General features: G+C 52.1%; 30 protein-coding genes and 1 tRNA gene. 26 read left to right on the top strand and 5 right to left on the bottom strand.

Features of this window, described 5'->3' with window-relative positions; genetic code table 11:
- Positions 1 to 18 precede the first annotated feature (18 nt).
- A complete protein-coding gene (locus Enr10x_RS10405; RefSeq protein WP_145449001.1) occupies positions 19 to 1,407 on the top strand; it encodes a tRNA modification GTPase in 1,389 nt (462 codons plus the stop codon).
- A 17-nt stretch (positions 1,408 to 1,424) separates the two neighbouring features.
- Here Enr10x_RS10405 and Enr10x_RS10400 read toward each other — a convergent pair whose 3' ends face one another.
- Together Enr10x_RS10400 and Enr10x_RS10395 are read right to left on the bottom strand one after the other, a co-directional pair.
- Complete coding sequence (locus Enr10x_RS10400; RefSeq protein ID WP_145449000.1) at positions 1,425 to 3,032, bottom strand: SLC13 family permease; 1,608 nt, start codon at positions 3,030 to 3,032, stop codon at positions 1,425 to 1,427.
- An 80-nt stretch (positions 3,033 to 3,112) separates the two neighbouring features.
- Complete coding sequence (locus tag Enr10x_RS10395; RefSeq protein ID WP_145108325.1) at positions 3,113 to 3,586, bottom strand: universal stress protein; 474 nt, start codon at positions 3,584 to 3,586, stop codon at positions 3,113 to 3,115.
- Positions 3,587 to 3,872: 286 nt separating this feature from the next.
- Between Enr10x_RS10395 and Enr10x_RS10390 the strand changes: the two genes are divergently transcribed.
- The 5 genes from Enr10x_RS10390 to Enr10x_RS10370 all read left to right on the top strand — a co-directional run bounded on the left by Enr10x_RS10390 (position 3,873) and on the right by Enr10x_RS10370 (position 8,414).
- Positions 3,873 to 4,721: a sugar phosphate isomerase/epimerase family protein gene (locus Enr10x_RS10390; RefSeq protein WP_145108328.1), complete on the top strand. Its 849-nt coding sequence runs from the start codon at positions 3,873 to 3,875 to the stop codon at positions 4,719 to 4,721.
- A gap of 41 nt (positions 4,722 to 4,762) precedes the next feature.
- Entirely contained in the window at positions 4,763 to 6,001 is a 1,239-nt protein-coding gene (locus Enr10x_RS10385; protein ID WP_145108331.1) for a hypothetical protein, read from the top strand.
- A gap of 230 nt (positions 6,002 to 6,231) precedes the next feature.
- Entirely contained in the window at positions 6,232 to 7,593 is a 1,362-nt protein-coding gene (locus Enr10x_RS10380) for an HD-GYP domain-containing protein (RefSeq protein WP_145448999.1), read from the top strand.
- 224 nt (positions 7,594 to 7,817) lie between these two features.
- Positions 7,818 to 7,890: transfer RNA gene (locus Enr10x_RS10375), tRNA-Phe, on the top strand.
- A 278-nt stretch (positions 7,891 to 8,168) separates the two neighbouring features.
- Complete coding sequence (locus Enr10x_RS10370; protein ID WP_145448998.1) at positions 8,169 to 8,414, top strand: hypothetical protein; 246 nt, start codon at positions 8,169 to 8,171, stop codon at positions 8,412 to 8,414.
- A gap of 1 nt (position 8,415) precedes the next feature.
- On the opposite strand, the gene Enr10x_RS10365 is transcribed toward Enr10x_RS10370, so the two are convergent.
- Positions 8,416 to 9,360, bottom strand: a complete 945-nt coding sequence (locus Enr10x_RS10365; protein WP_145448997.1) for a hypothetical protein — start codon at positions 9,358 to 9,360, stop codon at positions 8,416 to 8,418.
- A 299-nt stretch (positions 9,361 to 9,659) separates the two neighbouring features.
- On the opposite strand from Enr10x_RS10365, the gene Enr10x_RS10360 reads away from it, so the two are divergent.
- From Enr10x_RS10360 to Enr10x_RS10280, 17 genes are all read left to right on the top strand, one after another.
- Complete coding sequence (locus Enr10x_RS10360; protein WP_145448996.1) at positions 9,660 to 10,676, top strand: tyrosine-type recombinase/integrase; 1,017 nt, start codon at positions 9,660 to 9,662, stop codon at positions 10,674 to 10,676.
- A 397-nt stretch (positions 10,677 to 11,073) separates the two neighbouring features.
- Positions 11,074 to 11,667, top strand: coding sequence for a hypothetical protein (locus Enr10x_RS10355; RefSeq protein ID WP_145448995.1), 594 nt, complete (start codon positions 11,074 to 11,076; stop codon positions 11,665 to 11,667).
- Between the two features lie 45 nt (positions 11,668 to 11,712).
- Complete coding sequence (locus Enr10x_RS10350) at positions 11,713 to 11,892, top strand: carbon storage regulator (RefSeq protein WP_145448994.1); 180 nt, start codon at positions 11,713 to 11,715, stop codon at positions 11,890 to 11,892.
- A gap of 22 nt (positions 11,893 to 11,914) precedes the next feature.
- Positions 11,915 to 13,087: a hypothetical protein gene (locus tag Enr10x_RS10345; protein WP_145448993.1), complete on the top strand. Its 1,173-nt coding sequence runs from the start codon at positions 11,915 to 11,917 to the stop codon at positions 13,085 to 13,087.
- Positions 13,088 to 13,091: 4 nt separating this feature from the next.
- Entirely contained in the window at positions 13,092 to 13,409 is a 318-nt protein-coding gene (locus tag Enr10x_RS10340) for a hypothetical protein (RefSeq protein WP_145448992.1), read from the top strand.
- Between the two features lie 33 nt (positions 13,410 to 13,442).
- On the top strand, positions 13,443 to 13,712 hold the full coding sequence (locus tag Enr10x_RS10335) for a hypothetical protein (protein WP_145440206.1): 270 nt from the start codon (positions 13,443 to 13,445) through the stop codon (positions 13,710 to 13,712).
- An 11-nt stretch (positions 13,713 to 13,723) separates the two neighbouring features.
- A complete protein-coding gene (locus Enr10x_RS10330; RefSeq protein WP_197997558.1) occupies positions 13,724 to 14,386 on the top strand; it encodes a DUF4031 domain-containing protein in 663 nt (220 codons plus the stop codon).
- Between the two features lie 14 nt (positions 14,387 to 14,400).
- On the top strand, positions 14,401 to 14,640 hold the full coding sequence (locus tag Enr10x_RS10325; RefSeq protein WP_145448990.1) for a hypothetical protein: 240 nt from the start codon (positions 14,401 to 14,403) through the stop codon (positions 14,638 to 14,640).
- 50 nt (positions 14,641 to 14,690) lie between these two features.
- Entirely contained in the window at positions 14,691 to 14,972 is a 282-nt protein-coding gene (locus tag Enr10x_RS10320; RefSeq protein WP_145448989.1) for a hypothetical protein, read from the top strand.
- Between the two features lie 3 nt (positions 14,973 to 14,975).
- A complete protein-coding gene (locus tag Enr10x_RS10315) occupies positions 14,976 to 15,194 on the top strand; it encodes a hypothetical protein (protein WP_145448988.1) in 219 nt (72 codons plus the stop codon).
- A 318-nt stretch (positions 15,195 to 15,512) separates the two neighbouring features.
- Complete coding sequence (locus tag Enr10x_RS10310; protein WP_145448987.1) at positions 15,513 to 15,851, top strand: hypothetical protein; 339 nt, start codon at positions 15,513 to 15,515, stop codon at positions 15,849 to 15,851.
- 53 nt (positions 15,852 to 15,904) lie between these two features.
- On the top strand, positions 15,905 to 16,357 hold the full coding sequence (locus tag Enr10x_RS10305) for a hypothetical protein (protein ID WP_145448986.1): 453 nt from the start codon (positions 15,905 to 15,907) through the stop codon (positions 16,355 to 16,357).
- A gap of 87 nt (positions 16,358 to 16,444) precedes the next feature.
- Positions 16,445 to 16,954, top strand: coding sequence for a hypothetical protein (locus Enr10x_RS10300; protein ID WP_145448985.1), 510 nt, complete (start codon positions 16,445 to 16,447; stop codon positions 16,952 to 16,954).
- 85 nt (positions 16,955 to 17,039) lie between these two features.
- Positions 17,040 to 17,369 carry a hypothetical protein gene (locus Enr10x_RS10295; protein WP_145448984.1) on the top strand — a complete coding sequence of 110 codons (330 nt, stop codon included), beginning with the start codon at positions 17,040 to 17,042 and terminating at the stop codon, positions 17,367 to 17,369.
- A complete protein-coding gene (locus Enr10x_RS10290; RefSeq protein WP_197997557.1) occupies positions 17,366 to 17,710 on the top strand; it encodes a hypothetical protein in 345 nt (114 codons plus the stop codon). Before Enr10x_RS10295 ends, Enr10x_RS10290 begins: the two co-directional genes overlap by 4 nt.
- A 592-nt stretch (positions 17,711 to 18,302) precedes the next feature.
- Positions 18,303 to 18,608, top strand: coding sequence for a hypothetical protein (locus Enr10x_RS10285; protein ID WP_145448983.1), 306 nt, complete (start codon positions 18,303 to 18,305; stop codon positions 18,606 to 18,608).
- 134 nt (positions 18,609 to 18,742) lie between these two features.
- Positions 18,743 to 19,144, top strand: a complete 402-nt coding sequence (locus Enr10x_RS10280) for a homing endonuclease associated repeat-containing protein (protein WP_145448982.1) — start codon at positions 18,743 to 18,745, stop codon at positions 19,142 to 19,144.
- A gap of 34 nt (positions 19,145 to 19,178) precedes the next feature.
- On the opposite strand, the gene Enr10x_RS10275 is transcribed toward Enr10x_RS10280, so the two are convergent.
- Complete coding sequence (locus tag Enr10x_RS10275; RefSeq protein WP_145448981.1) at positions 19,179 to 19,376, bottom strand: hypothetical protein; 198 nt, start codon at positions 19,374 to 19,376, stop codon at positions 19,179 to 19,181.
- A 459-nt stretch (positions 19,377 to 19,835) separates the two neighbouring features.
- Between Enr10x_RS10275 and Enr10x_RS10270 the strand changes: the two genes are divergently transcribed.
- On the top strand, positions 19,836 to 20,072 hold the full coding sequence (locus Enr10x_RS10270; RefSeq protein WP_145448980.1) for a hypothetical protein: 237 nt from the start codon (positions 19,836 to 19,838) through the stop codon (positions 20,070 to 20,072).
- Here Enr10x_RS10270 and Enr10x_RS10265 read toward each other — a convergent pair.
- A complete protein-coding gene (locus Enr10x_RS10265) occupies positions 20,042 to 20,317 on the bottom strand; it encodes a hypothetical protein (RefSeq protein ID WP_145448979.1) in 276 nt (91 codons plus the stop codon). The genes Enr10x_RS10270 and Enr10x_RS10265 overlap by 31 nt on opposite strands.
- A gap of 329 nt (positions 20,318 to 20,646) precedes the next feature.
- Between Enr10x_RS10265 and Enr10x_RS10260 the strand changes: the two genes are divergently transcribed.
- Together Enr10x_RS10260 and Enr10x_RS10255 are read left to right on the top strand one after the other, a co-directional pair.
- Positions 20,647 to 21,195: a hypothetical protein gene (locus tag Enr10x_RS10260; protein ID WP_145448978.1), complete on the top strand. Its 549-nt coding sequence runs from the start codon at positions 20,647 to 20,649 to the stop codon at positions 21,193 to 21,195.
- A complete protein-coding gene (locus Enr10x_RS10255; RefSeq protein ID WP_145448977.1) occupies positions 21,158 to 21,829 on the top strand; it encodes a host-nuclease inhibitor Gam family protein in 672 nt (223 codons plus the stop codon). Before Enr10x_RS10260 ends, Enr10x_RS10255 begins: the two co-directional genes overlap by 38 nt.
- Positions 21,830 to 21,905 lie beyond the last annotated feature (76 nt).

The raw sequence follows: 21,905 nt of genomic DNA, 5'->3' as shown, positions 1-21,905 counted from the left end.
GTTCCTGAGAGACGCGACATGAATCTGCAGTTTGATGACACGATTGTGGCACTGGCGTCTGCTCCCGGAGCAGGCGCAGCGGGCCTGATTCGCATCAGTGGCAGTGAGATTCTCCCCTATCTGTCAGCCTGTTTTGAATCGGATGCGGACTGGCAGCAGCAGCCTCGGCGGGCGATGCGACATCCCGGGGAGCTGAAGCTGGCAGGGTCAGAGACCCGATTGCCCGGGGCACTCTATTACTGGCCGACCTCGCGAAGTTTTACGGGCCAGCCCCTGGCGGAATTTCACACAGTCAGTGCCCCGCCTTTGCTGGAAGCTGCGATCGAGGAACTCGCGTCCCAGGGAGCGCGAATGGCCCGACCCGGGGAATTCACATTGCGGGCTTTTCTGGCGGGACGCGTCGATCTGATGCAGGCCGAAGCGGTGCTGGGAGTGATCGATGCTCACGACCACGAAGAACTGAACCTGGCCCTCAGTCAGCTGGCGGGAGGTGTGTCGACCCGCATCGGTCGGGCGCGGATCGAACTGCTGGAACTGCTGGCCGAGCTGGAAGCGGGGCTCGATTTTGTGGAAGAGGACATCGAATTCATCGATCGCGCGACACTCGTCTCCCGCCTGGAGCAGATTCGCCTGTTCTGCGAGCAATTGTATGCAGACTCGGCCCAGCGCATGGAGTCAAGCGGGAGTCTGTCGCTGGTGTTGGCCGGTTTGCCCAATGCGGGAAAAAGTACCCTGTATAATGCGCTGGTCGGCGATGCCCAGGCGGCTCTGGTCTCCGATGTCGCAGGCACGACCCGTGACTATCTGGTGACGCCACTTAACTGGAAAGGACAGAGTATCCACCTGATTGATACTGCCGGCCTGGAAACCGGGGCGCATGCGATCTCCGTCAGTGCCCAGAATTTTCGACAGGCACAAACGCAGCAGGCGGACCTAGTGGTCTGGTGCACGGCTGCGGATTTGCCGTCTGAATTGAGGGCCGAGGATCGCGAACAGTGTACCCGACTGGCTGAGACGCGGAATGTATTGACGGTACGGACCAAATGTGACCTCTCCCCTGCTGCTGACTCAGAGCATGCTGTACCCGCTGACGCCGAACTGGAGATCAGTGTCGCGGAAGGGACGGGACTGGAGGCCTTGCAGGATCGGATTCTGGAGCGTCTGTCCGAAGCACATCGGGGGGGGCGGCAGTTGATCGGTTCGACTGCGTCGCGGTGCCGGGAAAGTCTGCGGTCAGCGGGTCAGTCACTCCAGGCTGCGGAAGAGGCGGCAGAGATGCAGCTGGGAGAAGAACTGGTGGCGATTGAAATCCGCGAAGCGCTGCAGCATCTGGGCTCGATCGTCGGTCAGGTTTATACCGATGATATTCTGGATCGCATCTTCAGCAAGTTTTGCATCGGTAAATAAGCGATCCGGTTCTACGATCAGCGGGAGTGGAGCCAGTCGGGCACGGTTCCCGGCTGAATGCCCATCTGCGGCATGAAGTAGAAGAACATGAAGGCGGTAAGCAGCACGACTCCGATCAGATTCAGAATGATGCCATAGGTCAGCATGTCCGACATTTTGATCTTTCCCGAGGCGAACACGATTGCATTGGGAGGCGTGGCGATCGGCATGGTGAAAGCGCAGCTGGCGGAGATGGCGGCCGGGATCATGATCAGCCGCGGATCGATTTCCAGACTGATGGCAGCGGCTGCCAGGATCGGCAGGACGGTGTTCACAGTGGCGATATTCGACGTGAATTCGGTCAGGAAGGTGAGCATCAGGCAGGCCGCCAGGACCAGGGCCCAGGCGGGCCAGCCGGCAATCAGCTGGGAGAATTCATGCCCAACCCAGTTGGAAAGTGCGGTTGTTTTGAATGCCCCCGCGATTGCGAAGCCACCCCCGATCAGGAGCAGCACACCCCAGGGAAGTCGTTCTGCGGTATCCCAGTCCATCAGGTATTCTGTTTTGCCATCTTCTGATTTACAGGCGGGAATGGCAAACATCAGGATGGCCATGCCCATAGCGACGGTGGAGTCATGCACCCAGCTCGAGGCTTTTTCTGTGGGAATGCCCCATTTGATGAGGAAGTGAATCGGTAACTGTTCCCAGCCCCCCAGCAGCTCCCATTCTCCAAAGATCAGCGGTTTCCGCGTGACCCAGAGAATGGCAGTCGTGGCGAAGACGATGAGCATCAGCACTTCTGCACGGGTAGGTTGCCCCAGTTTCTGAATCTGCTCGTGGATGATATTTCTCGAAGAACCTTTTGAACTGGAGAGGTGGGGCATTTTCCAGCAGAGTACCAGCCAGGTGATCAATATAAAGGTGACGCCAAACGGAACGACCATGATCATCCACTCCCCTGCCGAGAGCTGGGGCCCCTGGGGAAACTGTGAGAGCCAGATCTGCTGAAAGGCGATATTGGTTGGTGTGCCGATCAGAGTCGTGACACCTCCGATACTTGCGGAATAGGCGATGCCCAGCAGAAGTGCGACGGAAAAGTGTCGGATGGCTTTTGCAGAATCGACGTCGGAATCGAACAGGGAGAGTTCGGTCATGGAACCGATGATCGCCATGCCGATGGGGAGCATCAGCAGTGTGGAGGCGGTGTTGCTGATCCACATCGAGAGAAAGCCGGTAGCGAACAGGAAACCCAATACGACTCGACGGGGACTGGAACCGACGACATTGATCGTATGCAGGGCGATGCGTCGATGCACGCCCCACTTTTCAATGCCCAGGGCGATGATAAAGCCGCCCATATAGAGGAAGATATTCTGATTAATGTAGGATTGACTGACTTCAGCCGGATTCTGAATGCCGAACAGGGGAAAAGCAAACAGGGGGATCAGGCTGGTGGCGGCGATGGGGAGTGCCTGTGTCATCCACAGGATCGCCATTAGTACGGTGACTGCGGCCAGACGCTGCGCGGAGGCAGACATATCTTCCGGAGTCGGCAGATTCAGAATGACCACGAAAGCGATCAGGCTGAACAGCTTACCATAGAAGGGGATCCGGCTTTCCGAAGGATGTGATGAGTCGCCAATCACGAAGTGAGTGTCCCTGGGTTATCTGCATGCGCTCCCCGAGCGGGAAACACATTGTCAACAGGCTGAGTCAGCACGCCGAATCAGGCTTCGTCCTGCAACGGGTGAATAAACTGATGTCCCTTGGGGCGGACGGTCAGCACCGGACAGGGAGCTTTGCGTACCACCTTTTCTGCTACACTTCCGAGCAGCAGGTGTGCAGCGAAGGAACGACCGTGTGTGCCGACGACGATCAGGTCGACGTCTTCGTTTTTTGCGTATTTCAGGATATCAACAAAGGGATTGCCGTGCACCCAGTGCGTGACCAGATCGAGGCCCTCTTTATCTTCGTCCAGAATCCAGTTGTCGAGCCTGGTTTTGGCGAAGTTTTCGAAGTCTTCCTTGGGGGGAAGGGAATAGCTCTCGAACATGGGCATGTAGACCACAGGGTCTTCAATGACATTGAGCAGGTGCAGCTGGGCACCGAATTTCCGGGCCAGTTCGACAGCATATTGAGTAGCGGCCTGTGAGGGTTCACTGAAGTCTGTAGGGATGAGGATTTTTTTGATTTCAATCATGAGCGGTATCCTTTCAGTGGTCGGGCCGACTTAATTAATCTGGGGCAATCGTTGCAAGCAGGCTCCATTATAAGAGGAGTCGTGCGGGAAACAATAGACGGGGGAAGTTGGAAAATACATTCGCAAAAGTGTTTCTTTTTTTTGTTAAGAAACCGAGGTCGTGGTTTGTGAATCCGGGATGATGTCCTTATGATGAGGTGAGGTTCCCGAGAGGCGGGGGCCTGTTTTGTGATGCAAACCGAACAACTTGAGACTTAGATAAAAAACCACTTGGGGAGGCAAAAGAATGGAAAAATGGCCTATTGGTGTATTCGCATCTGTCGACGCGGGACTGGGGGTACACTTCGACGTCGTCCAGGAGTTAGGAATCCCCACGATTCAGATTCACGCGCCCCACAAGCAGACCCGAACAAAGGAAGTTGCCGAAGAATTCATCAAAAAATGCAACGACGCCGGGATTCAACTGACGTGCGTGTTCGGTGGTTTTGACGGAGAGAGCTACGCCAGTATCGAAGAGACCAAGAAGACCGTCGGTCTGGTTCCCGCAGAAACCCGGGCTGCCCGCCTGGAGGAGATGAAAGAGATTTCCGATTTCGCCCGGTTACTGGGATGTGATACCGTGGCGCTGCACATCGGTTTCGTTCCGGAAGATCGTGAATCCGACGATTACAAAGACCTGGTGAAGACTACGCAGGAACTGCTGGATCACGTGAAAGTCAATGGTCAGAATCTGAACCTGGAAACGGGGCAGGAATCGGCAGATCACCTTCTCGATTTCATCGGCGACGTGGCCCGAGATAACCTGAAAATCAACTTCGATCCTGCCAACATGATCCTGTACGGGACGGGAGATCCGATCGCAGCTCTGAAACGCGTCGGCCATCTGGTGGGGAGCGTGCACTGTAAAGATGCCACCTGGGCACCTGAGGGTCAGCGTGGAACCGCCTGGGGAGCCGAAGTGCCCTTGGGAGACGGTGACGTGGGCATGGGAACTTACCTGCGGACGCTGGATGAAATCGGTTATGCCGGCCCCTTGACCATCGAACGTGAAATTCCCGAGCAACGGGATCAGCAGAAGGCTGATATCGGCAAAGCGGTCGCTCTGCTTGCGGAACTTAAAGAGCAGATCGGCTGAGTGCTGTCTGTTTCCTCTGAAGCTGCTGGCGGAGACTGTCTGTGAAAAACGTGATTGAAGATGTGACCTGTGCCGGTTGTTGTTGCGTCTGCGATCACATTCAGGTTACCACAGATGGTCAACAGATAATTGACGTGCAGACCACCTGTCCCCAGGGGCAGGCGTGGTTTGCGCAATCCCGCCAGACCGAAAAACAGCAACCCCTGATCAAGGGCATTGATGCCTCGAGAGAAGCCGCGATTGCCCGGGCTGCAGGTCTGATTCAGGAAGCGCAGTCTCCCCTGCTCTGCGGGATGGGGCAGTCTGCGGTGGACGCGCAGCGTGCTGCCATCAGCCTGGCGGATCTGACGGGAGCGACAATTGACAGTGGTGCCTCTGCCGCCACGCGTGCTCTGCAGCAGGTCGGAGAAGCGAACTGTACCCTGGGTGAAGTCCGCAGTCGCGCGGATCTGATTATCTACTGGAACGCGGAAAACCTGCGGTTCAATGCGCATCATCAGCAGAGCCTGGTTCCTCCGGGAGAACCGGTTCCACGGAAAATTGTGACGGTCGGTTCGGAGTTGCCCGGCGACAGCAGGGGAGTCGATCTTTCGCTAACGGTGTCTGTCGAGGATGAATTCGAAATCCTCTGGCGTTTGCGGGCGCTGCTCAAAGGGGTGGCCCTGGAGGGCACGACAGCCGGGGAACTGGCATCACTGGCCGCCCTGATGCAGCAGAGCAGTTATATTGTGATCTTTTTCGGTCCTGCCTCTCCGGATGAGCGACTGTTCCATCGCAAGCTGGAAGCACTCTCGCTGCTGGCCCGCGAGATACAGGCCGAACGCCGGTGTCATACCATCAATGTCCCTGCGGCCGGTGCAACGAAAGGGGCCGAACCGGTGCTGGCCTGGCAGACTGGCTATGCGGCAGCTGTGAATTTTGCAGCCGGCTATCCCCGTTTTTCTCCCTGCGAATATTCCACTGTGAAAATGCTGGAACAGGGGGAAGCGGATCTCTGTCTGCTGATTGGCGAGGATCCGTTGACGGGCCTTTCAGATCAGGCGATTCAGCGTCTACAGCAGATTCCCCTGATTCATGTCGGCCCGGTTCCCCTGGTCGACCTTCAGCCGGAAGTCTATATTCCCACCGGAATCTCCGGCATTCATGCTGCGGGTTCCCTGTACCGATTTGACGGAACGCCGCTCCCGCTGCGTGCACTGATTTCCACACAACAGGCCAGTGAAGCGGAAATTCTGAACCAGATCGAAACGCTACTTAAGCCTGTGATGCATATCTGTTAACGGGGAAATCCCTGAGGGAATTTCAGACAGGGCGGCATAATCCCGACGACCGTCATCACCTGCATCAGATTTTGCATCCGATTTCCCTCCTGAGCCGGGACGCTCGTGATTCTGACGTACATTTTATTTGAGGCTCTCCTTCTGGATGACAAATGGTTTGTCAGACGGCTCTTTCAGGTGCTCTGGGCTGTCAGGTCTCATAAAAACAGTTATGTCTTCAGGCTTGTGTTATGACTACAGAAATTCAAGATAACCCCGAACTCACTGCCTGTGATGCAGCGGAGCAAGAGGAAACCGTTGCGATTCGCGTGGAAGATCTGATCGTGGGCCGTACGATTCAGAATCCGATCTACGATGCGCATGGAGTTCTGTTACTGGCGGAAGGTGCGGTGATCACTTCCCGCTTTAAGGAACTGCTGCGTGATCGCAAACAGGATCATGTGGAGATCCACAACGAAGATGCATCAACCGTCAGTCTGAATGCCCTGGCCGGCAATCCGCTGATTGAGGGGGCCAGTCCGGGAATCTTTTCGACGGAACTGACCGAAAAGCTGGACCGGCTGATCGAATCGGGTTCGATGTTTGTCGCCAACACCGGCCCTGCGCTCCGCGATTCGATGGTGGTGCATGGCTGTAAAGGGTATGACAAGGAGCACCGGGAAAACCTGTTTGATCAGCAGCAGGCCTTTGGCGAGTCGCTGGATAACATGATGCGGGGCGCACTCAAAGGGAGCCGGCCGAGCGGATCAGAAATTGCCGGTATCGCTGCCAATTACCTGACTCAATTGACTTCCGATGCTGATTGTGTCATTTCCGTCGCTATGGAAGCCGGTTCGGATGAAACCCTGTCGCAACACTGTCTGCAGATGTCACTGTTGGGAATGGCCATTGGTGCGGAATTGAATCTGGATGAAGGCAACATTCGTACTATCGGGCTGTGTGGCCTGGTCCATGACTGGGGGATGGTCAAAGTCCAGGAGAAAATCGGCAAATGGCGTCGGCGTCTGGAGCCGCTGGAACTGATGGAGATGCGGAAACATCCGATCTTTTCCCTGGAAATGCTGGAAGAGATTGCTGGAATTCCAAGTATCGTGCCTGTGGTCTGCTACCAGGTGCACGAACAACCGAACGGTGAAGGTTATCCACGGCAACGATCACAAAATATGATCCACCTGTTCGCCCGGATTCTGAATGTGGCGCATTGGTATGTTTCATTGACCAGTTCCCGGGAGGACCGCCCTGCCCTGATGCCTTATGCGGCCATGGAATACATGCTGCGGATGACGAACGAGAAAACGATCGATTCTTCTCCCATGCGGGCGCTGCTGAATTTGCTTTCGCTGTTTCCGGTGGGGAGTTTCGTCACACTGACGGACGGGAGTGCGGCCCGGGTGATCCGCCGAAACGGGGATCATTACACCAGTCCGATCGTGCAGATCATCCAGACCGCGGATGGGAAAAATGCGGATCTGGAGAATCCGGACATGATCATTGATCTCAAGCAGAGCGATCTGGAAATCGATCAGGCACTGCCCACCCCTGGAAAAGATGAGATCGATCTGACCTCGGAACTGTTTGACGGTCAGGTTTGAACCGTTTCGACCGTTAAATCGGCTCTAACCCGAACCACATAAGCTGTGAAACTGTCGGTATTTGTAGAGCCAGATCCACTTCTCCGGGAAAACTGACGATTCCTGAATCAGAAACAGTGGTTATGCTTGAAACTGATCGCGGAATGGCTTATATTTCCATCTCGCTTCCATTAAGCGATGAATTCACAGGGAGTTAACGCCGGTAAATTCAAAGCGGAAACGAAGGGCATGTAGCTCAGTTGGTAGAGCACAGGACTGAAAATCCTGGTGTCGGCGGTTCGATCCCGCCCGTGCCCACTCAGCCTTTAAAACAAGGCGTTTTTGAATTTTGCTACGAGGACTATATGTCCTCGTAGCAAAACGAATTAAGCCGGAGTGGGGGAAGAAACTGAATGAAGAAACAGCGACCCTCTGAGATCGCTGTTGAGCGTCATACTTTTTGTGCAAACTTCTCTCGCTCCGGCTTTTTTTATTTTCTGCATCCGGATTAATTTTACGGACAGCTGATCTGCTGGGCATGGATGGCCGGAGATCTCACGGAGGATTTTCTACTCTAATGGGAGAACGGAATTACCATGCTAGATCCTGAATCTATGCGCATTCTTAAGTCATTGGCCGAAAAAGAAGGCCTGTCCCCTGAAGACTTTGAGCGCCTCATCAGAAATGATGACCATTTCGGTCTAGGTCAGTCGGCTGGACCAGGTCACATAAATATTCCAGGTTACGGTGACCGAGGACCTGCAAGGCCACAAAAAAATGATCTGAATGCAAGTTCGGGAGATGACGGCAAGAAGAAGAAGCCGACTGGTGAGTCGGAATAGATCACTGAGTGATTAATAAGCCGATAAAAAGAAACACGATTCCCAGGCAAAGCAGAATGTTTGCTTTAATGAGAACTTCTGCTTTCCAGCTATTAATAATCCGATGCGCAATCGTTGAACAATGATAGCTGGCGATGATTTTCAATTTAAGAACCGTATCCGTGTATTCTGATTGTTCATCCAGGAAAAGCATCACTTTATGTGGAGACTGGATCGGTTTAGGCCAGCGGAGTATTAGCAACAAAATCATCGCAATTAAAAACATGGCATAGGAAAACGCGAGGCATTTTCCAAAATCAGAATCAGTCGTTCTGATGATCACAAAAATGGCTGCAGCCATTGATCCGGAAAATGCCAGGACTCGATCAGCTTTTGAATCTAAATCATTGAAGGCAGCATTCTCTTCTTCATATCTCTCACGTGCATAGTTCAGGTAATAGCCGATATCTCTGCGCTCTTCGATTGCTTTTGAGTCAACATCTTCTGTTTCTAGAATATTCTTTTCAACTATCTTGTACCATTCTTCAGACTCTTTCCATTCTGTATCTTTTTTATAGTCTGGCGCTATAAATACAGAGAGAAATTTACTCAGCCAGCCAGTTTTTGTTTCGACATTCTTATTGTCGAGAACTTCTCCCATCGCTTCATTCCTTTCCAAAACGGGTGATTTGGTACGTAGCGAATCGTACTTCATTTCTGATTTTTTTCCAATCTTGCTTGACAATTCGATTTCCCCATGCGCAAACTGACTCCCGCACAGTAAAGTATGACGTTCCGTGAGCCTTCTCACCACTCGCTTCCAGCCGTTTATCTCAGCTTGAACGATCGAGACCTTACGAACGTCAATTCCAAAATTGATTAAGTAAGGTCGGCCCTTGTCATACGGGGCATGTGCCGATCGGGAGAGTTGAGTTTCATGCGGGGTTCTTCTTCGGCGTGCTGCCAATCTTCGAGAACTAATACAGCCGGTTGATCGGTACGCGCTGCGCGTGCTGATCAACCGGTCCGCTTTTCTCAACCCTCCAAAAAAACACGACTGATATCGTTGCGATAAAGGTACGCACATTCAGTCGTGGGAGAGAGAAAGCATGCGTTTTCGATTGGCTTTATTGTCGAAGATCTGGATAGTGATCCCCGAGAAGGATCGCGTTTGTTTATTCACGTTTCAGGAGCTAACAACTACAGCTCACACGGAGGCACAATGGATTGAGGACGGGGGATGGTTTACAGGCGCCAGTTTCCCGCATGAGCGAGATCAACTCATTTTGGAGACTTGGAAATATGATTTCTTCAGTTATCAAATTCCCCTCACAGTTAGTCCACCAGGGTTACGAGCCCAAGTTTCGCCTCACTGTCAGAGATTGCTTTTTCGAGTACGTTTTTCCGGACATGGATCCGGAAGAACAAAAGGGTACACTCTCCGTGTACATGACTACGATCAACCATTGGGAGACCAGGACAAACAATCCTCCCATCGCAGAGATTACCAACGATCTACTGCGGAAATTCAAAAAGAGCTTTCAACTGGAAGGCTATTCCCCCGAGTCCATCAAAAAATACTGGAGACATCTCCGTCGCATTCTGCGGCGCGTCGGTCCACCGGCCGACAGGAACCCACTTGGGGAAGATCTGATCGATCGAATTCCCTATATGTCGCCTCCCAAAAGTGCGCCCCGCAAAATTCCCCGGCTCATTACCGAAGACGAAATGAACGCGGTCTATTATGCCTGCAAGGTGGCTACCTGGCCGAAGAAGGTCGAGTCCCCTGCCCTGATCTGGCAAACGGCTCTGGTCATTTTTTACAACTGTGGTCCCAGATCGCAGGATGTCTTTCGTCGGCTCTGCTGGTTGAATGTGGATCTCCAATATCAGCGGATCTCATTCGTTTCTCAGAAGCGATCCAAGCTACAGGGCATTCCGTTCCAGGAACTTGTTGGTCTGCATTTCGAAGCACTGTATCACGGTCAGAGACCAGAGGAGACCGTTTTGCAAATGACCAAATGCAACCGCTCGCTTTACAAGGAGTGGAAGAAAATCCTAAATGCGTCCGGAATCCGGGAACACTTCACGTTTCAGGATCTGCGAAAGACCTGCAATTCACTCCTGAACGCGGCCAATCCTGGAGCGAACGCCGGCAAGTGGGTGCTCGGTCATGGCGGCAGCGGGGTCAACGAGGAATATTATCACAATCCCGGTCCCGAAGTTATCAAGGCGATCGAGAATCTAAAACAACCAGAATCGTTCTGGTCGATTCTGGAATAACATATTCAGCACAATCCGGACGCTGGCCCCTGTTCGGTTTGTCTGGCCCGAGTGGATCTCTGCGGGAGTCCGCTCGGGTTTTTCTCTCATGCGGAGAGCAGGCGTGTCGCCTCCGGCTGTTTGTTTGTTGCAATGGGGTAAGCAGCCGCTCCGCTTTCTTATTCGACACGACGCGCAGGTCGTTAACCCTGATCGTCACGCGCATTAACTGGTTTACTCATTCAGCACAAACCAGCGCCGACACGCGTCGTGTTTTTCATCCAGTTAAGGCACTGGTGTCCCTACTGCGCCCGTCGACCAGCTCGGTCGGCGGGCGTATTTCGTTTCCCCAATCTGGAAGTCATTTTTAAAAACTCCGGAAGTGAAAAATCGCTTCCACCATTTGAAAGGCAGCACCATGTTACGAAAAGAATCTCGACAGGAACAACGATCTCAATGGGTGATGGCTGCGATGGAATGTCCCCGGCATTTTCAGGACGTACTGGTATTTACCGACCAGTTGGACGGGCGATTTATTGAAATCCTCAGCGTTGCAACATATGTCGCTCCCTACTCTGCAAGACCCAATGGTGGCGCGCTTGAACTTAAAATCAATGCAAAGCGGACTGTTGTGAAGCAAGCACTTCGATACCTGCCTTCCGGCTTCATTAGATACTCCGAGGTAGAGCAGGCTTTCGTTTATCTTGACGATGTCATTGCCTGGCAACCACTACCGGAGATTCCCGATTTGACGCGGGATGAACTGAAAAACCTGTCTGCTGCGACCAGGCTATCCCGCGTCCAGGAGAATGCTTCCGATCGTGAGTACGAGATTCTTTGCGTCAAAATCGGCGGTCCCATGGGCGAACCGTCCAACAAATTCGTTACCGTAATGGCCCCTTCCGAAGATGAAGCACGCGAAAAAGCCGTCATTCCCTCCGGCTATCGATCGGCCGGGATCAGAGAGATCATCAAGGTCGAAGGCTTCGAAAATTTCACCGTGACTGAGTAAGTCACGTTATCTCTGTTTTTTAAAACCCTACTGAAAGGAATCGTCATGCTTGTACTGAGCAGAAAGAAAAACGAACGGATTGTAATTGGTGAAAACATCGTGATCACCATCGTTGAAATCAGAGGAGACAAACTCCGGATTGGCATCGATGCCCCCAAAGAGATCCCCGTCGATCGCGATGAAGTCCGGAAGCGAATTGAGGAACAATTAGCAAACGCTGCTTAGAGACCGGAACAAGGATTGTCCGATGACGGAAAAGCAACAAGGCCGGCTGAATTTCACGCACGGCAATAAGCTGTTCATTTTGAGAGAGGTGGCTCCCTTCCTCCCGCATCCGCGTATGACACGCGTGCTGCGGGCGATCCAGGAGCGGCACTGGCAATACGCCAGGGACGCCGATGAAGTCAGCCTCTCACACAAACAGATCGCCAAGTACGACGGGATGAGCGTCCCGACCGTACGCCGGGCGATCGCTGATCTGATCGATCACCAGCTGCTGATCAAAACAGAGACCGTCTCCTGTTACGGTCGCCAGGCGAACTCCTACAAAATCGTCTGGTCGAATCTGGATGCGATCGTTAACGATGGCGAACCCCTGACAGATCCGGCTCCTGTTCCGGATGATTCAGAGGCCGTCGATTCCGAAACTCCAGCTCCTGATCTGGAATACGAATCGACGCAAGTCGTTAAAACAGCGAGTGATCATCATGATCAGAGCCCTGATCACCATGATCACCCCCCTGATCACAGTGATCACCCCCCCCCTGATCACCATGATCAGGCCTCTATTAACCCTAAACTTATTAATCCTCCTCCTCCTAGTGAGATTAATAACCCTACGTGGAGGGAGGTGGAGGAAATTTTAATTTCTGAGTTTGGGGTAGGACGACCAGGCAAGGCCGTAGCTGCGGCCCAGGCGAACGATTGTACGCCGGCCGATATCCTACCGCTGTTCGCTTATGCCCGCTCAAAGCCGGGAGCCTATGGCGCCGGTGCGATTTTCACGAAGATCTCCGAGGCGCGTCCGGGTCGGGATCCTACTCAGGGCTGGCCGGAAGAATCCGAGGAGTATCTCAAACAGCAGGCCCGTAAAAAGCTGAAAGTTCAGCAGACTAAAAAAGCCAGGACCGAACAGGAGCGGGAGGAACGCAAACGCCAGGACCAGGCTGAACGCCAGCGGCTGGAGTCTGAGTTCGGCCCTGTCCTGGACGGGATGACTCGCGACCAGCTGCGGGCCTACGTTACCGAACACTGCCTGACGCCAGTTGCCCAGGCGATCGCCCGTAATCCGGACGCGCATTGCGAGGCGGGTTTCTGGCGAACTGAAATATTGAAATCACTGAAAGCCAGGCAAACGGATTGCCTGGATCACCTGGACTCTGCGAACGCTGACGGACCTGCGTTCGCAGATCAGAGGTAAGACGATGATTCAAGCGATGAAAAAAACGTTCCGCTACAGCGAGCGGGGCGAGCTGAAGGAAGGCGACCAGTTTCGCGTGTCCGGAGGTCCCATCTATCGGGACAAACGCCGGCTCGGACACAAAGGCATCTTTGAGTTTCGCTACGCGTTCCAGGTTGGAAAGCGCGTTTACATCGAAGCCGTCGAGGTTAATCGCAATTACGGCTACGGCCAGTCCGCGACGCTGTTCGTCAAAGGGCGATCCTATCGCCGGCCAGCCACACCAGGCGTCCTGGTGAAAACTTACAAGGTCCGGAAGCTGAGAGATCAGCAACCGATTTAAATCGGAATGTCTTTATTCAATCAGGAGTTCAACATGAAACGATCAAGCTTCCCCTTTCACAAACTAGTTCAGGGAAAGATTCAGACCACCACCACATTGGACGGAGAAATTTATATTTCCTCTGGCGATCTATGTAAGCTGCTGGAACACATGGGTACCGTCGCCGGCCGGCTGGTGAAGTGTGCTCCACATCCGCTGTTTGCGATGCAGATGGAGACCATCAAAAACACTTTTGAAGCAACTTCAGAAGCGGTCAAGGCATCGACCAGAGACGAAAAATCCAAGCAGCCTTCAGCGAATTAGGAGGGGACGCCGTGCTCAAACAACAATCATTATTTGACGCGTTCGAATCATTTGAAACAGAACCTCCGGATCAGCAACCGTTGGCAGCTGCGGTTTACGTGGATCTGTACGACGGGGAGAGTCACCTGTTCGTCGATCCTGAAACGTCGCTCGATGTCCTGCACGAGTTTGCGACGGAGATCGGTCTGCCCGGATCCGTTTACAAGGTCAAGGGAATCACGATCCCGCATTACCTGCTGAACCAACGGCAACGCGATCGGGCGATCGCCGAGGGAGCGATGTGCCTGGATGAAGCTGGCGTCGAGTCACTCGATCGAGCCTGGAAGATGCCCATGATCGCGATCCACTCCACGGTTTCGATTCATCCAGGGAAACAGATCACGAACCACGTGCGGCGGACGTTCGGACATCGCGACCTGCAGCCAGGTACGCTCATGAAAGCGGCCGTGAAAGTTCAGGGAGATCTGGGCGTCACGACTCGCGTGATTCGCGTCGTCTCAGTTCGCCGGGAAGCCTTGAGCAAAATGGAACGGGATCCCGATTACGGTCGACGCGAAGCGGAGCTCGAAGGCTGGCCGCAACTGTCCGGGCCTGAGTTCGTGAGCTGTTTCTGCAAGAAGTTTAAAGTCGTGCCGGCGACGCCGGTCACTCGGATTGAATTCACTTACGTTTGAAAGGAGTTGATACCGTGCCCGCTGAAATCTGCAACGTGGAAAGCGTAATCGAAAACGAAATCAAACAGGGCCTAAATCAGAGACAGATTGCACAGACATACGCACTGGCCCTGCGATCGAGCTATCAAACCGACTGGGAGAAAGTCAACAAAATGATTGTTGATCGCTGGTCGGTTTCGGGGCTGACTCGAATTAAAAACATGGCCTGGAAAGGTACCTGTTTCGAACAGCCGAAATTGAATCCTACCCCATAACCGGGAGCGTCGTTACCGGTTGTCACGATCAAAAATGAAAAGGAGTTTTTATGTCAGTGCTGGAGTTGAGAGACAAAGTTCAACAGATATTAGACCAGTACGAGGTCGGCTACGTTGAGATCTCACAGGTCAATTCCAAAATGGTGACTCTTACCTGTGGCGATATGGATTACCGAGTCATGGCAGGAATGGTTGAGTGCGAACAGAAAGTTCCATTCGTAACCGCATTCTCGATTGATGAATTCTTGGCGGGAATGAATAGCGTCATGGAATCCGTTCGGTTGATTTCTCAGCTGCTCAATGAGCTGCTGCTAGCTGAGAAAGGAGCGTGACGCGTGCCAGACCATTATTACATTCACGTGATCTACTACAACAAAAAATCCGGAGTCGAAGAAACTGGTTATCTCGACAAGGAAAACTATGCATTTCATGACACTCCGGGTCGGCAACTTCCACGCTGTCTTTTCAAACGCGAAGAATTGACGGGCTCCCTGGAACGCGTATTCGAGCTGCATGGTAGTTCGATTCGTGCCATCACAATTGAGCGGTATTAAACAAAGTCCGGGTAACCGTTATTTCCCAGACATTGAAAGGGGTGTGATGATACGTGACAAGGATAGGAAACTGCTGATCTGGCTCTGCCGGTTTCGTCTGTGTGAGATTTACATTAGCTACATGAGGCTCCCCATGGTAAAGGCGCGGTGGCGGTGGGTGGTCTGGATCATAAGAAGGATGTGCAGGCTGCAATCACGGGATGATTTACATCACGCGCCCTGCTGTCCTGCAAACCATTACCACTATCAACGACTAGTGTTCCACAGATGCACTTGTGGAGCAGAAGCGATTTCCAGGGCATAGCAGAAAGGGACGAAATGAGATCAACAAACGAAATTATTATCGCCGTCAAGGAATGCCAGCCAGTGACGGAAGATGAATTGAAACTGGCTCTCTGTGCAATGAGCGGGATTCAATATTACTTGAAAAGGTCTTTGGAAAAAATCCTCAGTGACATTGAGGATGGCAAGCCTGAAGCGATGTTGAAATACCGGGCGGGATTCGAAAAGGGGACACTCGATGTAGTGTTCAACGCAATCAAAATGCCACCTGATGAATTTCTCGGACCTGACAATACACCAGGTACACCCGAGTTTAAAAAACGGCTTGAACTGGGAAAGGCCATTTTCAAGAAGGCAACCGGGCAAGATTTATAACGAAGTCCGGGTAACGCTAATTACCCGGTCATTATAATTAAAGAGGTTTTGTAATGGTTTCAAAAACTAGTCCGATTGCATGGTGTTGGGGGGCCGGATGGGATTCCACGGCAGGGATCATTGAGCACGTCCGACGCGGCGTGCCAATCGACCTGATTACCTTTGCTGATCACGGCGGAGAGAAGCGGCGTCCCGATCCTGAACGAGGCGAACAGATCGGGACTTATGACTTCATTCCGATTTTTACAAACTGGCTAACTGATCGAGGCTATCCCGCTCCGGTGATCTGCAAGTACCAGCCGCGACCGAAAACGCATCAGAAATACGCACAGGCGGCGAGGATGGTCGTTGAGCGGCTTGACCTGCAATCCATTACTGAGGTTGATATCAGTCGTTTTGCCGGCATTTACGGCAACATGGTCGCTAATGAGACCATGCCTGGTATCGCCTTCGGAATGAAGTCCTGCTCTGTAAAATGGAAGATTGAAGCACAGGAGCCTTACTGAATCCGGCAACCGACATTGCGCGGTGCCTGGTTATCAGGTCAGCAAGTTACAAAGTGTATCGGCTTCGATGCGACTGAAGGGCATCGAATGAAAAACGGCGGTACTTATGCGGTTGGTAATTTCTCTATCTGCAATGAAGCTGGCATCCCAAAGTTCAGGGATAGATACAAAATCAGTTACCCATTACGCGAATTCGGATTTGATCGGTCTAAATGCCGGGAAGTTATAGCAGCTGCTGGCCTGCCGATCCCGCCGAAGTCGGCGTGCTTCTTTTGCCCAGCTATGAGACAGACTGAAATTCAGCGACTCGCAAAAGTTGATCCTGACCTGCATAGGCTGGCGATTGAAATGGAATCAATCTACAGGGGCGGGAAGCACTTTCTTGGAGAAAACCACTGGACCGTCAAAGCGGTTCACAAAGAGACGGGAGAAAAGGAAACGTGGGATTGCACGGCAATCGATGCTGTGACAGCTCGGCGTGAATTTCGGTACGCGTTCGACGATGCATCGAGACCATACAAATACAAAGTCAAGGCTTACCCAGCGGTCCCCGGCCTGGGCCGGGATTTCGCATGGGCAGAATTAATGACCGGGTAATAGCAATTTCCCGGACATCGTGAACGGTTCACTGTACGAGTTCTCGAGGGATTTTTTGAACACTTTTTAATCGAGGGGATGATAGATGGCAATCAAAGCTGATCCGAAACCGGCCGGGCCGCCTACTGGCTTATGTGACATCAACGGCAAGCACATCCACGTTGGCGACCTGGTCAAACTCAACACTGTTTTCAATCCGGAAGTCCACGGTGATTATTCGATCTATCGAATTGAGATGCGGGGCATGGTCCCAGTCATGATTTACCAGCGGTCACAAAAGGGGCAGGCACTACCGAAAGGTTACAACGGCACTCTTCTCAGCAGCTACTATGATTTGAAGATGCTGCTGTTCGCGACTCATTTAAGCGATGTCAGACCAAAGGACCGCAATATCCAACTGTACGAGGGGGAATGATGACGGCCAGTGCGAAATGGAGAGGACACGCGATCTGTTACAACCAGGACCAGGGAATCTGGATCTATGTGGATACGGGTCAGCCTGTTGAGGAATGGAAAGATCGTCCCTGCGGTTGGTGTGGTGACGAAAATACTCCTGAAGGTCATGACGGCTGCCTCGGTACGCTACCCGGCGTCCGGAATGCCTGCTGTGGACACGGCGTCGATGATGACGCCTATATTCAGTTTCAGGATGGATCCGAACTGAGAGGGCTGGAAGCCGGTGAAAAGTTCAAAGAGATGGAAACCGCGTTCTCCAGACGGTTCGCCCGATTTTGTCGAAACAGAATGTCCGGGTAACGGCGATTACCCGGACATTTTCGGAGATATCACGTTGATATTTCCCGGCGAGCAGGTGCCGTGACTGTTCGTTTGATAAAACACGGTGAAACTGATTGGAGGTAGAACCCAATGGACAAAGAGATTTTAGAAGAAATTGACAAAGCCATTAAGAACTTGGCAAATCACTGTACCACGATGAATATTGGCTCATCCCATGCTCTTAACTTTTCCCAGGCAGCTCTAAATCTAGCATTCTGCAGGAAAAGACTATTAGAGGAGAAATCAGGGGATGAAAAAACACCTGAAAGCCCACCGAGTTAACGCGTTTAGGTGGGCCGTTCGACAGGGAGTGGATAATCGATCGTGATCGTGCCACTCCCGCAGCTGGTCGACGGGGCCGGAATGGGCCGGCCCCGTCTTGGATTTTAGAAAGGGAACGGATGAGCCATTGTGCGACTGGTACAAGAGACAAGAAACCAACGTCCATCTGATCGAGCTGGAATATCATTTTGGTTTGGATCGATGCGATATCTGTAACTGTTGGCATGACCCGTTCAGCGAATGTCAAAGTCGATACTGTCTCCAGAATCTTCAGAACTGAGGGGGCATCATGAAACTGTCTATCGGAAAGATCATCGTCAAATTAAAGGTTGTGTTTATGTTCGGGGGCAAAGAAGCGACGGAACGTTATTTCATCGACGAATTTGGTCGGCTCTGGAAAGCACTCTCGGTCGAACGGGAGGAAATGTCGATGTTCTGGATTTTCGCCGGTGTTACTTCGAGCGGGGCGTGTCTTTGGGTTTTACAAAGTCGAAGTGGCTCGGAGAAGCTCACGAACTACGAACACGAGGAAATTACCGCCGACCAGGCGGAACGCGTTCAGCAGATGTATCTACCTGGTGGGATGACCGGGTAACGATGTTTTCCCGGACATCGAAATATTTTAAAGGAGCTGAATGTATACAAGTCTTTCCGAAAATGTTCTTCTATAAAGTGTGGAAAATCCTTACTTGTTCACGCACGAATTGATCTTACGGAAAGTAGTAGCAGATGGATCCGGAATATTCAGACAAGCAAAAAGTGATTATCGAAGAGATTAAGCGGATAGCCAAAAAGTTAGGGGTGGAACAGCTATCAATGCATGATTTCGATCAACATCACAGAGTATCCGCACTTACAACTGTTGCAAATCACTTTGGCACTTGGAACGAAGCAATCGAAGCTGCCGGATTAATTCCCTATGCACCGGGTGCGAGTATTCACGGACCGATATTTTCTGATGATGAGCTTCTTTTTGAGATTATCCGCTTACATCAACAGTTTGGTAGGCCACCTTCAGACAGGCGAATGAATTCTCACGGTAAATTTTCGGCTAAGCCTTACGTGGATAGATGGGGAACTTTTACCAAAGCACGCGAAGTCGCGTATGAGAAATACGGTCGTCCTGAATGAGGCTTTTAGTTAGATGATGTCCGGGTAATGTGTATTACCCGGACGTTTTGTTCCACTTGCTGAGCCATTCTGCATGGCCCCTCCTCAGAAGCCGGATCGCGTAGACGGCCTGGTCTATTTCCTGATCCGTTCCCGTCAAAAACTGACGGGAAAGCCAGCAAATCGTGTCTTTGTAATCGTTGAAGTAATCAAACGGCTGATCTGGGTTTTCCAGCATCGATCGCACGATCATTGCTCTCTCCTGGCGAAAATCATTAATGGACGGCCCCTATTTCGCGATATCTTTTCATTTAAGGCCTACCGGACGTTACAAGGCAGCGACGCGATACAGGGCCTCTCAGGGGCTCAGACGGGCAGATTCTGTATTTAGGTGTACAATTACGCTACAGAATCCGGATTTTCATTCGGTTGCTGCGGTTCCCGCGGATACTCCTTTTTCAGTTCTCTAAGGAGCGGGGCGAAGTGATTTGCAGCGACATTCCTCACAGATCGTTTATGTGAGGCGGCGTATCGAGTTAGAGCCCACCATTCATCGATATCTATCTGAAACTTCACCCACTTTTTACTGCTCGCCATATTCTGCCCTTGACTTGAACACGCGGTACCACCCGTAATTTAAATCGATTTGCGAAGAAGCCGAAGCAGAATGATGGATCAGATGAAGTTTCGGTAATTCAATGAGCGGACGAGCATGGATGCGACTCCGCTTTATATCATTTCTGTACCAGGCAAGGAAGCCGGATCAATGCTGGATAAACTCCCCCTCAACGGTAAGAAGACTTATGTTGTCGCTGCCCTTACCGTCGTCTACGCCGTCTGCGGAATTCTCCTGGGCGAGATGCCCACTCAGGAAGCGCTGTTGATGATTGGCGGTGCTCTGGGGCTGACTACGATCGGTCACAAGATCGACAAGATCTCCAGCAATTGATGAGCGGCCTCCTGCGTATCATCGCCGTTATATTCGAGCTGCTGTTTTTCTGGACTAAGAAAAAGCACAGCGACGAATCTGAACGGCTCGAAGAGGTTGAAAGGTTCCAGCAGGATGCGACGAATCGAAATGAACCAGCTGTTCAATCGCAGTTTGCTCGTTGGCGGACTGCTGCTCGTATCCGTCGCAATAAGCGGCTGTAACATCTTCGAGCGATACGAGCGAAAGCCGGCTCCAGCTGTCATTCCCGTCCCTGCTAAAACGGTCCCTGATCATCTCGACCAGGGTGAGCCGGCCCCCTACCCTGGATGGCTTTTCTCCGAACCCCTTTTCAATGAGTACGCTCCACATTGGCAAAAAGGACCATTTGTGGAGGACGAAAAGTGATGATCATTTCGGGACGTGATCCCATTCCATTAATCGAAGACAAGCGACGCGCTGATAAGTCGCTTTATGAAAATTCCAACATCGACGGAATGTCTCCAGAAGATTTCCGGATGATGTTACTCCGGAGGATCGCCCTAGGTTGCTCAGTCCCTCCAGAGGCGTTTGTTGATCTCAAGAAAGATAGAAGATGACCACTATTTTCCCGGATCCCAACGATTCCAAGCATACCGATTTAGTGGCTCTCCTGTTTTGGATCTTTGCCATGATTGTCCTGGCTCTCACTCTGCCGGGCTGTCAGCAGGACAAGCAAACCTATCAACCGTTTATTGCTCCCGAGGTACCAGCTGAGCGCCCGGTTGACAAGATCCGTCCCGCGGCTCACAACGCAGCTGAACGCGTTGATGACATCCTGGAGGAAACTCCGGTGCCGGCCGTCGCTACTGAGCTGACTGATGATGTCCTGGACGGGATCGAGATGATCAATCCACTCCCACCCCCCACTGCACCTGATCCAAAGGTCGCAGAGATCATAGAACCGGATTTCGAACCTGTTGTTTCGCTTCCGGACATTTCTGAACCGACTACTGATGACGTCACAGAGGATTCAACTATGGGCATGTCCTCCTGGATCGTTGTCGTAGTCGGTTTATCTGCATTGGTGTATTTCGCTTTTAAAATGTTCAAAGGATCTGATCAGGATGACAAAGACCTTAAGCACGAAACAACGACCATCTGAGTTTCTCGGTGCTGATCCCTCGATCGAGGATGATGACCAGCTGGACCTGGTGTTGTACGAACTGTCCTGGCTCAAGGCTGTAAACAAGTCGATTGATGCGCGTAGCAATGAACAGATCGAAGCGATCAAAGAGCAGCAAGAACAACTGAAGGTTGTAACGTTCGGCGATACCGATGACGCCGAGCAGCTGACCATTCAGAAACGTATCGAGCAGCTCGAAGAGTTGGCAAAGAAATATAGCAAAGCCAACAAGAAGAACATGATCAGCGGGTCTACGAAAACAAAGAAGTTCCCGCACGGTTCAATTAGCTTCAGTAAGCAGCGGGACAAAGTCAGCTACAGGAAAGGAGTCGACGTTGAAGAAAGTTTCAGCCTGCTCGATGGGCTGCTGAAAACTCCATTGGTCGAGACTGTCATTGCCTGGTTGAAGTCGCTTTGTCTGTTCGGCAAAGATAAAGAGGCGCGTCTGCTGTATGAAGTGATCGAGTTGAAGCCGAAGTACAACTTCACGAAGCTGCTCGACAAGTACAACGAAAACCGTCTGACTGAAGAACACCTGGCTAAACTCGGTTTGCGTTTCTACAAAGGCACTGACCAGGTCAAAATCAACCCGGCCGAGTACGATCCTGGGTAGGAGGTACGGCCGCCGGCCCCCAGGGGATTTCCGAAAAATTCTCGGGTCCTCCGGAGGCCCCCCCGGGGCGGCGCGC

Origin of the sequence: Gimesia panareensis (genome assembly GCF_007748155.1) — a bacterium.
GTDB classification, from domain to species: Bacteria; Planctomycetota; Planctomycetia; order Planctomycetales; family Planctomycetaceae; genus Gimesia; species Gimesia panareensis.
Note: the sequence above shows the minus strand (reverse complement) of the source record. Positions and strands in the feature narration are given on the sequence as shown.